Below are 14,855 nucleotides of genomic sequence, written 5' to 3'. Positions count from 1 at the left end.
AGCTTTTGAAGATTATCTAAATTGGAGGTTTTACATATGGATCCGATGAGAGAGCGATTCTGTATGTTATCAGATAAAGAATTAATGTTGCAAACCCTTAATTTAAATAATGTACCATCCGTTGAACTGGTTGATCCCAAAACCTGTGCGTATCCTATCATAGGCCGAAAGTACGGTCATCACGTAGGAAAAGATATTTTTATTATAAATACACAGGATCAAGCGATGGATGAAGGATATGATTATTTTACAAAACTCTATGTAATCGAAAAGGAGTATCGTTTGGAAGTTCAAGCGCTTAACGTAAAAAGAATTCAAATAGCTGTAGGTCAACAGGTAATATTCAATGAAGTGCCAATTCGAACCGAAGCATTTGGCTGGAGCTGGGAATTTATAGATAGTACGAGTATTCCAACAGACTGGTTGAACATTGCCATTCGGGCGCTTTACGTAACGGGTCTTACTAATGGTTTTGTAAAAATTGGAATGTTAGCGAGCGGATCAGTAATTGTAACGGATATTAATTCTTCGGAGATTCCTTATTCAGAACCGGACATTACACCAAAACTCCCCTTCACTATGGGTGCAGACATTGAGTTTATGTTGAGTTGTGATGATGAACTTTTACCTGCATCCACTTTCTTTCCTATTAAGGGAGCCATTGGATGTGATGAGAGGCAAATCGAACAAGATAGTGGTGAATATGCGTTGGCAGAACTAAGACCGGAACAAGCGGAATCACCGCTGGAACTTTTTGGGAATATAAAAAAGTTGATATTAGAATCATCAGAAAAGGTACCTTATGAAAACATCCAATTTCATGCAGGCAGCATGCCTTTTTCAGGATATCAATGTGGAGGACATATCCATTTTGGAATGCCTCATTCTTTATCCCTATTAAGGGCTCTTGACCATTATCTTGCTATCCCTGCAGCGATGATAGAAGACCCCAGGACGGCTAAGATCAGAAGGAGAACAAAACACGGCGGGTTAGGGCGCTATCGTGTAAAGGAGTATGGGTTTGAATATTTATCCTTAAGTTCATGGATCATTGACCCAAAACTTACAATATCTATTTTGTGTCTTGCCCGGTTAGTCGCTGCACATCATCATGAATTAAAGAGTGAATTCGTATTTCATCCACTTGTTCAACGGGCTTACTACCAGGGAAATCAAATTTTTCTCAAACAGCTGTGGGGAGATATAAAAGCCAGGCTCATGAAAACCTCTAGTTATTCCCAATATGAGAGTGAATTATCTTTTCTATTCGAAGTAATTGAAAAAGGATATCCCTATAGTGAGGCAAGTGATATTCGCCGGAACTGGGAGATGACGATTCCTAAGAAATCATATGATCGAGGACACATTATCCAGATTCCGAAAAAGACGAGACTAAAATATAACCTTAAAGAGGGACAGTCTGCAACTATTTGTGCAGGAAAAGCAATTTCACCGGCCATCATTCACGCTTATCCATTCTCATTTCGAAATTCAAATATGGTACATCTTTCCAAATCCCTGCGCGAAAAATTATCTCTACCGAAAGATTGGTGTCCAAAATTATCATCTACAAATGGAGTAATTACCCTGGGGCCTATTGTCGGAATCCTCGCTACCCGTCCTTTTGAAAGACAAACTACCTATTTTCAACACTTATGTCGGCTTGCAAATGAAAAGCAAATGCTTGTATATGTCTTTGAACCTCAAGACATTGACTGGGATCAAAAAGTGATTAAAGGAACATCGCTCCAAGGTGACGAGCTTTTCCCTTTTCCGGCAGTCATCTATGATCGCTATTTTCTGGGTGGCGAAAAAAATGTTGACATAGATGAAGTCCGAACCAAGCTTCAATCAGTTTATAAAATTCCCTTTATCAATCCACCGATCTTATTTCATTTGACAGGTAACAAATGGGAGACCCATCAGCTTCTCGCTAGAGAGCATAAAAAATATCTCCCGGATTCCCGTTTACTCGAACACCCTAATGATATTACAGAAATGCTCGATAGCTATGGAGAAATCTTTTTAAAACCATTAGGCGGGGCTTTAAGCAAGGGAGTAATTCGGGTAATCCGTCGACCTACGGGAATCTTTTGGTTGGATTTCAATCAAAAAACATTCCATCAGCTTAATTATATAGAAGAGTTATTTACCCTGCTGTCTCCTCTGCTGAAAAACAACCCTTATCTTGTTCAAGAGGGAATCCAGAGGAAAAAGTACAACGGAAAAAATTTGGAGATACGTGTCTATATGCAAAAAACTCAAAAACAAATTTGGTATAGAACAGGTATGGTGGCCCGTCTCACAAATGAGGATGTGTTGACAGAAGCATCGGAAACGAACATGCGTTTAAGCAAAGTACTAAATAACTTGTACCCTGATCCAACAGATCGACGCAATGTCACTAACCAACTGGAGAAAATCTCTCGAAATATCGTTACAACTATAGAAGAGAAAATTGGTGCCTTTGGAGAGTTGGCGGTAGATTTATGCATAGACCAGTACAATTCAGTTAAGCTGCTTGAAATTAATGCGAAGCCCGACAACTTGTTTTCACAGATCAAAGCGTATAAACTGCGCACTTTGGCTGGCATCCGTCTGCTCAATTACGCAGCTTTGCTGGCAGGTTATGAAGAAGAAAATAAATAATAAAAAGTAAGGTGATTTTACGTGAAAAACTTAACGTTACAAGAAATCCTCAAGCAAATTGGGGGGGATGTCCTTCAAGGGTCAGGAAATCCATTAATTAAACATGTCATGAATTATTCAAAAAAGGATATTAATGATCACACATTGGTGTTTCATATGGATAGAGAACGAATTAGAGGTAAGTATTGGAAGCAAAATCATTCCATTGTGATCGTAACAGATAAACCTGATTTATGTACAGAACTAGGAAATCAAATCACTCTTATTAAAACTGATCATTTAGAAGAAGCTTATTGGAAGTTTATCGAATATTACCGAAGTCTTTTTGATATCCCCGTCATCGGTGTAACGGGAACTTGTGGAAAAACGACAACCAAAGAGATGATCCGCCAAATTCTCCGCGAAGATTATAAAGTGAAGGCCACCTGGATGAGCATGAATTCCATGTCCGTCAATTTGCGGTATTTGACTGGTATTGATGATGAAACAGAAGTGGCTGTCTTTGAGATGCCGGTTGCTTATCCAGGTTATTTGAGGGTTGCTTGTAAGTATTTCCAACCTCAAATCCGAATTTTGTTAAATATCGGGGTTCATCATCTGGCTGATTGTGAAACACCTGAAGAATATATGAAAGCGAAAGCGGAAATCGTGGAAGGATTAGATCCTGAACACGGAACGCTCATTTTGAATGAGGATGATGAAAATATTAGAAAAGTGGTGGATACCCGTCATTTTCATAGAGTCGTATATATTGGCAAGAGTGATCGTTGCCATTTTCGGGCAAAGAATATCCAGTATGCTGAAGGAGGCATGAATTTCACCTTGGAGCATGAAGGAAGGTTTTATGAAGTCTTTGTACCCGGATACGGCGGGCACAATGTCTATAATGCCCTTGCTGCAATAGCGGCCGCATCGTATGTAGGTATAGAAATCCCGGTTTCCATAAAGCGGTTAGCTTCATTTGAACAGGTGGAAGAACATTTAGAGTTTAAAAAAGGAATAAAAGGATGTACGGTGATTGATGATACATGGAATTCTTCTCCTCTTTCTATGGCTGCAGCGCTCCAAGTACTCAAGGATGTTTCAAAAGGAAAAAAATCAATCGCCCTTCTAGGTTATATGCCCCAACTGGGAGAAGGCCCGTATGCGATGAAACAATATGAAGAAATGGGAAAAAAGGCTGTGGAGACAAATATCGACTTACTTATCGTCGTAGGAGAAGAAGCAGAAGAAATTGGGAGAGCAGCTTTAAAGTTTGGAATGGATCAAAACAGTGTTCATTTTTGTCATACAGGTGATGAGGTATATGAAATTTTGCGTCCTCACTTAGATGAAAATACGAAGATACTTCTAAAAATTACCCATCGTGTTATGAAGAAATCAACCTTTAAAGAGCTAAGAAAAAAACTCATCCCGGAAAACGATGAGTAAAAAAGCAAGGGGAATGGCAATGAGGAAAACTACACAGCTGAGAAACTTGATTAATAGTAAACAGCTAGAGTCCATCATGGAAGCTCATAATGCTTTGTCTGCGAAAATCGTGGAAGAAGCAGGATTCAAAGGGATATGGGCAAGCGGTTTATCCATTTCAGCTACAATGGGTGTCCGAGATAACAACGAGGCTTCATGGACGCAAGTACTGGAAGTTTTGGAGTTTATGAGTGATGCGACATCGATACCAATTCTTCTTGATGGTGACACAGGTTACGGTAACTTTAATAATGCCAGGAGATTGGTTAAAAAGCTCGAACAGCGCCATATTGCCGGGGTTTGCATTGAAGACAAACTATTTCCGAAAACGAATTCATTTATTAGGGGCGAAGCACAGCCGCTTGCCGATATTAATGAATTTTGCGGAAAGATCAAAGCAATGAAAGATAGTCAGGTAGATGATGACTTTGTCGTGATTTCGAGAGTGGAAGCTTTTATTGCAGGCTGGGGACTGGAGGAGGCTTTGAAACGTGCAGAGGCTTATCGAAAAGCCGGGACTGATGCCATCCTTATTCACAGCAAACGATCCGATGCCGTAGAAATCGAAGCCTTTATGAAGGAATGGGGCGGAAGACTTCCGGTTGTTATTGTTCCGACAAAATATTATTCAGTTCCAACCGATCGATTTCGGGATTTAGGTATTAGTTTGATCATTTGGGCCAATCATAACCTACGGGCATCGATCAAGGCGATGCAAAAAATATCAAGTCAAATTTACCAAGATGAAAGTCTGTTAAATGTGGAAGGGGGTGTTTCTCCATTGGAAGAAGTGTTTCGACTTCAAGGAGCGGAAGAGCTTGCCGCAGCGGAGCAAATCTATCTGCGCTCTTCCGAACAGAAAACGAATTCTATTATTCTAGTAAGACAACCGGAGAATCAACCTTTAATAATGGAGCAAATCCGTCAACTAAAAACGCTTGGATTGAAAGACATTGTTAAAACAGGAGGTCCTCAGGCAAGAGAGATAGATGGCGGCGATCCTGCTGATAGTGGAGAGTTATATTCCCTTTACACGGCTAAAGACAAAATAAGGGAGAATACCATAATAAGCTGCAGTGACATCATCTATAAAACTCATGTCCTTACTGAGCTAATGGATGAGGAGAGCGACATCACAATTGTTGTAGATGCTGATTATGAGTTGAAAGGTCCCCCGAAATATTTTATTACGGCAAAAATTCCATATTCGAAAATGCTGTATTCCAAAACAGTAGACTTGATGCAAATATCAAGCAAGCCGGATACCCCAAATATTCATGGAGAGTTTATCGGTCTTTGGAAAGTTTCGGGGAAAGGAACCAATGTTGTAAAAGAAGCTTTGGAGGAGTTAGCAGAGAATGAAGATTTTAAACAGCTTACTTTGGCTGATCTTTTCAATCATATCCTGCCAATCCATCCAATTGCCGTTAAATATATTAAAGGATCATGGCTGAATATTGAAACCTTTAGGAAGATCCAAAGAGACGGTGAAGAAAAATGATCAACACAACGATATTCGGGGCTGAACTAAAAAGGATAGGTTTTGAATTTTATAGTGGTGTTCCCTGTTCGTATCTAAAGGATCTAATTAACTTTGCCATCAATGAGTGCGAATACGTAACGGCTTCCAATGAGGGAGAAGCTGTGGCCATTGCCGCTGGAGCAGCTATCGGTGGCAAAAAGGCTGTCGTTTTAATGCAAAATTCCGGGTTGTCTAATGCTGTATCACCTTTGGTATCACTCATTTACCCATTTCAAATTCCCATTCTTGGCTTTGTTAGTCTTCGCGGGGAACCTGGGCTTTCAGATGAGCCGCAGCACGAATTGATGGGACAAATCACACCACAAATGCTAAGCATCATGAAAATAAAATGGGAATATCTATCTTCCGACTTTGAGGAAGTTAGAAGACAATTGGAACGGGCCAATCAATGCATAGAAAATAATGAATCCTACTTCTTTATCGTAAAAAAAGGGACATTCGAACCGGTTGTACTTGTGGAAAAACAGATGAAAAAATCCATAACTATTGTGAAACGGGAAAAAGTGACGGATGACCAGCTGCCATCACGATACGAAGCATTACGAATGATTAATTCATTGAAGGATAGTGAAACCATCCAACTGGCAACCACAGGAAAAACGGGACGGGAACTTTATGAACTAGAAGATGCATGTAATAATTTGTATATGGTAGGTTCCATGGGATGCGTTAGTTCACTCGGACTAGGATTGGCCTTAACTAGGACGGAAAAGATGATCATTGCCTTGGATGGTGACGGTTCTTTACTCATGCGTATGGGTAATTTGGCGACCAATGGCCACTATTCTCCTCCCAATTTACTTCATATTCTTCTGGATAATCACATACATGATTCCACAGGGGGGCAACACACAGTTTCCCATAATGTCAATTTCGTGGACGTAGCAGCTTCTTGCGGTTACGCGCACTCGATTTATGTTCATAACCTAGAAGAATTAGAAAAGTGCATTAAAAGTTGGAAGCAGCATCCAAAACTAACATTTTTATATTTGAAAATAGCAAAGGGTTCCAAAAAGGGGCTTGGACGCCCAAACATAAAACCTCACGAGGTCAAAGAAAGATTGCAGGTGTTTTTGGATGATTAAGACTGCAGTTATTTTAGCGGCAGGAATGGGGAGTAGAATTCGTGAATGGACAGGAAATCGTCCGAAGGGATTTTTGATGATCGATGAAAAGCCTATTATTGAAAATTCCATCTCCAAATTGTTAGAAATGGGGATTAGTAAAATTTTTATCGGAACAGGGTATATGAGAGAAGCGTATGAGAAGTTAGCTTTTAAATATCCGCAAATTCAATGTATCTACAATCCAAAATACGAAACAACTGGAAGTATGCTCACCCTCTATCAGTTAAAGGACTATATTAAGGAGGACTTTTTATTATTAGAGTCGGACTTGATTTATGAAAAAGTTGCTTTGCAGACATTAATAGAAAATAAAAGGTCGGACGTGATATTGGCAAGTAAGTTGACTCATACTGGTGATGAGGTTTATATAGAAACGGATGAAAATCATTACCTTGTAAATATGTCAAAAAAACAAGAGGATCTGAACAGCATCTACGCAGAATTGGTTGGTTTAACAAAACTCTCCTATCCCACATTTCAAAAAATGTGTACCTATGTAAAAAAGGTTTTTCAAACAAGAGGGAATATTGATTACGAGGACGGGCTCGTTGGAATTTCTAAGGAAGTAGCTTTATATGTTCATAAACTGAGTGATTTAGTATGGTGCGAAGTTGATGACGAAAATCACTGGACGAGAGCAGTTAATATTATTTCTCCGATCATCAAAGCACGCGAAAGCATTCAAACATCTGTTAAACGAAATATATTATTGAATCCTGGACCGGCAACAACGACGGATACTGTAAAATATGCCCAAGTCATACCAGATATTTGTCCAAGGGAAAAAGAGTTTGGCCAGATCATGGAATTTATCTCCACTGAACTAACAAAGTTTGTTGCTAATCCTGAAGAGTATACTACCGTATTATTCGGTGGCTCCGGAACGGCAGCAGTGGAATCAGTATTAAGTTCGGTTATTGGTCAGGATGCTGTAGTGATTGTTAATAATGGCGCATATGGTAAGCGCATGTGTAAAATTGCTGAGATTTATGGACTAAATTATCTGGAATATGAAAGTCCTGTTGACAACGTTATCGATCTCAATCATCTAGAGCTTTTTGTTCAAAATGCTCCTCAAAAAGTTTCTTATCTTGCGCTCGTTCATTGCGAGACCACAACAGGTCTTCTTAATAATATCGAAGCTGTTGGAGAATTATGTAGAAAGAATAATATCTTAATGATTGTTGACGCCATGAGTTCATTTGCTGGGATTCCGATTGATATGAAAAAGATGAATATTTGTTATCTTGCTGCAAGTTCTAATAAAAACCTTCAAGGAATGGCAGGAGTATCGTTTGTTGTTGCCCGGAAAGATCATTTGGAAAAAACACGTCAGATTAAACCTCGAAATCTATATCTTCATTTATACGACCAGTACCATAATTTCAAAATGACCAAACAAATGCGATTTACTCCCCCTGTACAGACTCTTTATGCCTTAAAGCAGGCCATTATAGAAACTCAGTGGGAAGGAATCCAGAACAGATATGCACGCTATTCAAAATCGTGGGATACTTTAATTGAAGGAATCACCCGGCTTGGATTGACTCATTTAGTTCCAAAGAAACATCATTCCAAAATTATCACATCTATAATCGAACCTTCTTATCAAAACTATGAATTTAATAAAATGCATGATTTTTTTTATAGGGAAGGCTTTACGATTTACCCTGGTAAAGTTGACATGCTAGGCACCTTTCGAGTAGCGAATATTGGTGATATCACATATAAAGACATGGAAGTGTTTATCCTCCTTCTTGAACAATATCTTGAGGGATCGAAAGGGGGGTGAATGAAATCTTAAGTCACAAATTAGCAGTAGCGGTTATGGTGATGAATCGGGATCATAAATTCCTTCTAGTAAAGAGTTATAAAAGAGGATGGGAGTTTCCCGGAGGATTTGTGGGAATCGGTGAATCAATAAAAGAGGCAGCAATAAGAGAAGTAAAGGAAGAGTCTGGAATCGACATTCAGCTGACCAATTTTTTAGGAATCGAACAAGATGTTGCGAAATCAACTTGTGTGGTTATATTTAAAGGTACACCTGTTAGCGGAAAATTTGCCGCTTCTGATGAAAATCAAGACGTGGGTTACTTTACCTTTGATGAGGCGATGAGTATGATCACATTGGGAAAATTCAGGGATAGAATCGTTCGGTGCCTAAAGGAAAAAGAAATCCCTTTTTTTATTGAAAAATAAGAAGTGTTGGAGAGTTGAGAACTTGGACCGGGAACTGACCTGGCTGAAGGAATGGGGTTAGCCACTTCGATTTTTGAAGAATTGTATAATAAAGGGGCTGCCCTTCTTGTGATGGCAGAACTAAATAAGAGCTTCCTGTTGTTCTCTTAAATTCACAATTGTCTCCGACGCTTTATATCAACAAAAAATTCCAGCAATCATGATTTTGTGCTGGTATTTTGATTTCTGCCAATTGTTGCATGGGAAAAACGAGTTTGTTACTAAAGTGGGATGCCAGTGCATTTCCATTCTATTTTGAATGATGCCGTATAGGGCTTGCAATCTAGATATGATCGAAAAAATGAAGAGAAAGTGAGATTTTCTGCAGGACTATTTCTGTTAGAATAATACGAAGAGACCGGAAAGGTCAGAACTTGCGAAAGAATAAAGGAATATTGGTAGCACTTTTGCATTAAAATGAACTTATATATACAGCGGAGGAGAAAAATGTCATTAGAAAAACAACTAATCCAAAAGACGTATTATGAAACATTTATACAGGAAAATGAAACAAATCATCCTATTCAAGTGCTTGGAGAGGCATTTCTGGAGGAGCAAAAGAACGAGCTATATGATTTATCTTATATTCGTTTTGCACAAGGTGAGATTTATTATCATAACAAGGATTTTGAAGCAGCTATTTTTAAATGGGAGAATGTTAATAGTGAGCTGGAACTGTGGGCAAAAAAGAATATTGCGGATTCTTATTATGAGCTTGGATTGTTGTCAATTGCCGAAGACATTTATACATCTATTAATGCAGAATGCGGGATACTTACCGCCGAGGTGGCATTACAGTTATTTTCTCTTTACATCGAACAGAACAAGCTCGATTCCGCTTATGAGGTTATCAAAAGAGCCGTTTCTTCGAATCCGGATTATCCCAATGTCACGGAGCTTGCCCGTACTTTCTATGAAGAGCAGGAGGATTGGGACAGCGCCGTTGAGCTTGCCGTTAATGAATCGGTTCGAACTGAGTCATTAAAATGGTTTGAGATCCTAAAAGCATATATTGATAAAGGGTATACGAAGTCCCTTGCACCGGATTATTTTTATCAAGTGCTCATTACATTTTATAGAGTTGATCAAGTACATTTTAAGAAAGTCGTTTCGTCACTTTGGCACAGCTATAAACATCAAAAATCTTATTTGTCATGGATTAAAACGATTAATGATATTTTCTTGAATATTGAGGTGGAATTATACGATTATTGGCAGGAGATTTCCGTTCTTTATCAGGAAGCGTATTGTGAATTGATTGAGGGGCAGTATGCTATGAGAGAGCTGCATGATGTCATTCCGAATCTTTTAACGAATTGGTTGAAAATAACCAATGAATCGCGTGCTTTATTTCCATCTGCGGCAGTGCTGGCATGGTGCGAAAACTTTTCTTCTTCTATAAGCTCATTGGCAGTCAGGGATGCTGAAACCCGAATCTTTAATTCCAAGAATGATATCGATGGCTTACAATATAGCCTTAAGCTTTGTGAATCTATTATCAAATGGGCCCAGGATAATGATTTAGAAGTAGGACATAAATTTAAATGGCAGGCTCACCTGCTTTCAGATTTAACACAAAAATATCTTTTAATAGCAGGACTACAGGGGAATGGAAAATCTTCCTTTGTTAACTCTATGCTCGGAGAAAACATACTAGGAGAAATAGATTCAACTGTAGTTGTGGTTCACAGTAATGAGACGGAAGTCAACGAAATATCAGAGAAGGAAGTAAAGGCTATTCCAAACCTCTCTGATCTTCATGGCATGGCGGCAGCAAGCGGTCAATCGGATGTGAAAGAAACATGTATCGAATTGAAGATACCATGCCGATTTTTAGATGAAAACAACTGTTCATTTATTGATGTTCCAGGCTTTAGAGGAAACCGTCATGAAAGAGATGAAGTGTTTGAGTTTTTGCCTGTAGCTGATGGTTTGCTGTTTGTTCTTGATGCACATGCACCTTTTACTGATAGGGAAAGGGACATCTTATTGAGAATTCAAGAGGCAGTGCCGGGCATTCCAGTCCATTTCCTATTAAATAAAATCGATATGGTGCATACTGAAGCGGAAGCAAGACGAATAGCAGACGATACCAGGGATCGAGTCCATGCCTATTTTCCAAACGCAAAGGTTTTTTCTTATTCCTCGCTGTATGCAGCCGGGCAACAGCTAAGAGATTTGGCTGCGTTTATTAAATCCGGCTTTCTTTTAGGCCGCAAAAGTGTAGATGAAGAACGTACGGCAAAACTATTGTTTTTCATCCGAAAAACGTTGTCGCAGCTTTTAAAGAAGCGGGCAGAAATTGAAAACGGCTTAATTGATTCTACCAAATGGAATGAAGATATGGTAGTGAGGCTAAACGGCTTTATTAACAACCTTCATGATTTAGAGAAGGAGAAAACTCGTGTTGTGACGGAATATTATCATAAAGTCAAAGAAGAGATGAAAAAGGATCTTACAAGAAATATTCCGAAACTGTTACACAGTTGTTCTGACCTAATCAATGAAGACAGTGATTTCAGACAAATTCATTTTGAGCTCAACGAAAAGATGAACGAAAGAATTCAGAGCTATTTACAACAAGATTTATTGCCTAAATTTCGCAGCTCCATTCAAGAGTGGATTGGGAAAGCGAATGAGGAGCTCAATGAAGGCCGAACTTATTTAGAGGAAATGGGCGAAACATTTAATGATATGTACGGAGAAAAGAAATTGAAACTGGAATGTGATGTTAAAGTGCTCGATGATTGGTGCCGAGATGTTAATAGAATGACAAGCAGAGTGCAAATTGAAAAAGAGAATATTTTGCTTCGATTTAAGCCGACACAGTTTTTGTTAAAGAGTGCAGGAAAATTATTTGGAGCTCTTCCGCAAAACAAAACGCTGCTGTATAACCAATACAAAAAGTATTTAGAAAACGAAAATTATGATGATGTGACGGCTTCTATTGCAAACAAATTTTTCTTGCAATTTGATTTATTTGAAAAAACATTAGAAGTGGATATCTCGATATTCTTTAAAGAGCCATCTGACATTTTGAATCAAACGGTAGAGGAAACTCATGCAGAAATACAAAGAAACCAGGATATGCTAAGCAAAATGAAAGCAAATCCGGAAACTTACTACGACCCTTTAACACTTTTTGAATTGAGACTGCGTCAATATGAACTAATGCTAAAAGCAACCGAAGATATTGATCATATCTATTCCACTTTGGAAAGAGACCAGGGGAAAGCAATGACAACTTAAACCTTCAATTACCATCTAAACCATATGGAACGTGCTGCAGTTCTTGAAAAAGATGATGATATAGCTAAAACCCCCTGCTTAAAGGAGGGGGTTTTAGTATTCCAATATAGGTTTTTCTATCCTTTTTTTAGGGAATTACATTTCACTTTCTCTGTCAACTCGATGAATGGAATGGCCATCGTTTTTCCGCCTATATAGTAACCACCCAACAACAATCAAAAGCAGTCCCGAGGCGTCAAAGAGCAAATCATATAACAACTGGTCAGGCCCCGGTCTGACATGATGGATTCGTAACAGATGATGATCAATGATTCCTTCGAGAAAATTGAATGATCCTGCCCCCAATAAAAAGGCACCCCAAAACTTCCCGGGTTGGTGCATTTTTTCTGCTGGGTCATTTCTCCATAATAAAATTCCTGAAATGAAAATGACCACTGTTACAAACAAGTGAAAGAGACCATCACTTACAATTTGATTGTGGCGGTCTGTAGGCATATAGACACTATGCCATTGTAAGATTTGATGAAGGATGATGCCATCCAGCATCCCAATGATACCGACACCAAATAGAAAAGCCCCCCAAAAAGTGCGGTGATGTTTCATTTATTGCCTCCTGGTAATTCTGGTACTTAAAAGTCATTTCCTGCTACTATTTTCCCCTAATCACAGGATAGTTAAACAATATACAACAGTTCTTATTTGCCGTTACTTACCGTCAAGCTAATGACGTATTGAGTGAAAAATTAATCATAGAAAAACCTTGTCATGTAATTCGACAAGGCTTTTATCATTTGCTGAAACTTTAGCCAATCCTCTGTAACTTGAGATGCATGCTGAACCAAAAAGTCATATGAAGCTTTTGCCTTCGCGTCCATAGCTTCTCCTTGAACTTTAAATATTTTGTTACTTCCATTGTTAGGTGAAGGGAAAAATGTCAATGTAAAATGGATTCTTTTTGTAGTTCGTCGCTGGGGATGAGGCCATGTGCTTTGGTAGAATAGATGCCTTCCGGTTGTTAAGGCACGATGAATCTTCATTCATAAATCTATATTGTCTTGAGAAATCTTTTACTTTATAATTCGTAATAGGTAGAAAATTCAGATAAAGAGGAGGGTTTTATTTGGAGCAACTGATTGGGAAATTGAATGAGGTGTTGTGGAGTACAACCATGATTTATTTTTGTCTTGGTGTCGGCTTATTGTTTTCTATTTTGACACGCTTTTTGCAGATTCGACTCATAAAAGATATGATTATTCAAATGTTTAAAGGAAAAAGTTCTGATGCCGGGGTTTCCTCTTTCCAGGCGTTATCTCTCACTCTTTCGGGCCGTGTTGGAACAGGTAACATTGCAGGTGTTGCCACTGCCATTGCGTTCGGCGGACCAGGAGCTGTTTTCTGGATGTGGGTTATGGCCTTACTTGGGGCAGCCACTTCTTTTATTGAATGTACGTTGGCACAAATTTATAAAGTGAAACAAGACGGTCAATATCGCGGGGGCCCAGCTTACTATATCGAAAAAGGAACCGGATGGAAATGGTATGCAGTTCTTTTTGCAATAGCAGCACTTCTTGCCATGAGTATATTAATGCCCGGCGTCCAATCTAATTCGATTGCATTAGGGTTAGAAAACGCCTTTGATCTCAGCACAACGGTTACAGGCAGTGGTCTTGTCATTTTATTAGGCTTTATTATTTTTGGAGGGGTAAAACGCATTGTAAACGTCGCTCAATACGTGGTACCTTTCATGGCGCTTGGGTATATCGTTTTAGCATTTATTATCATGGTTATGAATATCGGAGAATTACCGGGTGTTTTCGCACTTATCTTTAAAAGTGCTTTTGCATTAGATTCAGCATTCGGCGGACTTATTGGTATGGCCGTTTTATGGGGAGTAAAGCGCGGCGTCTACTCGAACGAAGCTGGACAAGGTACAGGTCCGCACGGGGCTGCGGCAGCTGAAGTGTCCCATCCGGCAAAACAAGGACTTGTACAGGCGTTTTCTATTTACATTGATACATTGCTTGTATGTTCTGCAACAGCGTTTATGATTTTGTTTACTGGAATGTATAATACTCAAGCTCCTGACGGCTCATATATTGTGAACAATTTGGGGGATGTAGAGCCTGGCCCGGGATATACACAAGCAGCCATTGAGACCGTTCTTCCTGGTTTCGGTGCAGGCTTTGTGGCCGTCGCGTTATTCTTCTTTGCCTTTACAACGATCATGGCTTACTATTATATTGCGGAAACAAATATTGCCTACTTACTGCGCGGGAAGAACAGTAAATGGGCTATGTTAGGATTGAAAATTGTCATTTTAGCAGCAACTTTCTACGGCTCTGTCAAAACAGCCGCTTTAGCATGGGCTTTAGGTGACGTTGGTTTAGGTATCATGGTTTGGTTGAATCTCATTGCCATTCTGATTCTTGCCAAACCTGCATTAATCGCGTTGAAGGATTACGAAAATCAGAAAAAGCAAGGGATCGATCCGATATTTGAGCCTGAAAAGCTAGGCATTAAAAACGCAGATTACTGGGTCAATGAATATAAGAAAGACCAAGAACGTGTTTCTTAATCAC

General features: G+C 39.1%; 9 protein-coding genes. 8 read left to right on the top strand and 1 reads right to left on the bottom strand.

Features of this window, described 5'->3' with window-relative positions; translation table 11 throughout:
- Positions 1-36: 36 nt before the first annotated feature.
- The 7 genes from ACFOU2_RS18580 (at position 37) to ACFOU2_RS18550 (ending at position 12,276) form a co-directional block, all read left to right on the top strand.
- The gene (locus ACFOU2_RS18580; RefSeq protein ID WP_377917780.1) at positions 37-2,649 is read left to right on the top strand and encodes a putative amidoligase domain-containing protein; all 2,613 of its coding nucleotides are present in this window, start codon (positions 37-39) and stop codon (positions 2,647-2,649) included.
- A 21-nt stretch (positions 2,650-2,670) separates the two neighbouring features.
- Entirely contained in the window at positions 2,671-4,080 is a 1,410-nt protein-coding gene (locus tag ACFOU2_RS18575; RefSeq protein ID WP_377917778.1) for a Mur ligase family protein, read from the top strand.
- Between the two features lie 19 nt (positions 4,081-4,099).
- Positions 4,100-5,620 (top strand): phosphoenolpyruvate mutase, encoded by a 1,521-nt coding sequence (aepX, locus tag ACFOU2_RS18570; protein ID WP_377917776.1) that lies wholly within the window; start codon positions 4,100-4,102, stop codon positions 5,618-5,620.
- Positions 5,617-6,747, top strand: coding sequence for a phosphonopyruvate decarboxylase (gene aepY / locus ACFOU2_RS18565; protein WP_377917773.1), 1,131 nt, complete (start codon positions 5,617-5,619; stop codon positions 6,745-6,747). The genes aepX and aepY overlap by 4 nt, the downstream gene beginning before the upstream one ends.
- Positions 6,740-8,581: a 2-aminoethylphosphonate aminotransferase gene (locus ACFOU2_RS18560; protein ID WP_377917771.1), complete on the top strand. Its 1,842-nt coding sequence runs from the start codon at positions 6,740-6,742 to the stop codon at positions 8,579-8,581. The genes aepY and ACFOU2_RS18560 overlap by 8 nt, the downstream gene beginning before the upstream one ends.
- The gene (locus tag ACFOU2_RS18555) at positions 8,578-8,988 is read left to right on the top strand and encodes an NUDIX hydrolase (protein WP_377917769.1); all 411 of its coding nucleotides are present in this window, start codon (positions 8,578-8,580) and stop codon (positions 8,986-8,988) included. The genes ACFOU2_RS18560 and ACFOU2_RS18555 overlap by 4 nt, the downstream gene beginning before the upstream one ends.
- Before the next feature lie 486 nt (positions 8,989-9,474).
- Positions 9,475-12,276 (top strand): dynamin family protein, encoded by a 2,802-nt coding sequence (locus tag ACFOU2_RS18550; protein ID WP_377917768.1) that lies wholly within the window; start codon positions 9,475-9,477, stop codon positions 12,274-12,276.
- Between the two features lie 135 nt (positions 12,277-12,411).
- Here ACFOU2_RS18550 and ACFOU2_RS18545 read toward each other — a convergent pair whose 3' ends face one another.
- A complete protein-coding gene (locus ACFOU2_RS18545; RefSeq protein WP_377917766.1) occupies positions 12,412-12,879 on the bottom strand; it encodes a DUF2243 domain-containing protein in 468 nt (155 codons plus the stop codon).
- 565 nt (positions 12,880-13,444) lie between these two features.
- Between ACFOU2_RS18545 and ACFOU2_RS18540 the strand changes: the two genes are divergently transcribed.
- A complete protein-coding gene (locus tag ACFOU2_RS18540) occupies positions 13,445-14,851 on the top strand; it encodes an alanine/glycine:cation symporter family protein (protein WP_377917848.1) in 1,407 nt (468 codons plus the stop codon).
- The last annotated feature ends 4 nt before the right edge of the window (positions 14,852-14,855 follow it).

The sequence above is a fragment of the Bacillus songklensis genome, assembly GCF_042649685.1.
Taxonomy (GTDB): Bacteria; Bacillota; Bacilli; order Bacillales; family Bacillaceae_H; genus Bacillus_BA; species Bacillus_BA songklensis.
This window is presented reverse-complemented; position numbering and strand designations above follow the sequence as displayed.

What these genes read in the sequence shown, in the direction of transcription:
- ACFOU2_RS18580 (WP_377917780.1), top strand. Translation starts at nt 37, where the DNA reads ATGGATCCGATGAGAGAGCGATTCTGTATGTTATCAGATAAAGAATTA.
- aepX (WP_377917776.1), top strand. Translation starts at nt 4,100, where the DNA reads ATGAGGAAAACTACACAGCTGAGAAACTTGATTAATAGTAAACAGCTA.
- aepY (WP_377917773.1), top strand. Translation starts at nt 5,617, where the DNA reads ATGATCAACACAACGATATTCGGGGCTGAACTAAAAAGGATAGGTTTT.
- ACFOU2_RS18560 (WP_377917771.1), top strand. Translation starts at nt 6,740, where the DNA reads ATGATTAAGACTGCAGTTATTTTAGCGGCAGGAATGGGGAGTAGAATT.
- ACFOU2_RS18550 (WP_377917768.1), top strand. Translation starts at nt 9,475, where the DNA reads ATGTCATTAGAAAAACAACTAATCCAAAAGACGTATTATGAAACATTT.
- ACFOU2_RS18545 (WP_377917766.1), bottom strand. Translation starts at nt 12,879, where the DNA reads ATGAAACATCACCGCACTTTTTGGGGGGCTTTTCTATTTGGTGTCGGT.
- ACFOU2_RS18540 (WP_377917848.1), top strand. Translation starts at nt 13,445, where the DNA reads ATGATTTATTTTTGTCTTGGTGTCGGCTTATTGTTTTCTATTTTGACA.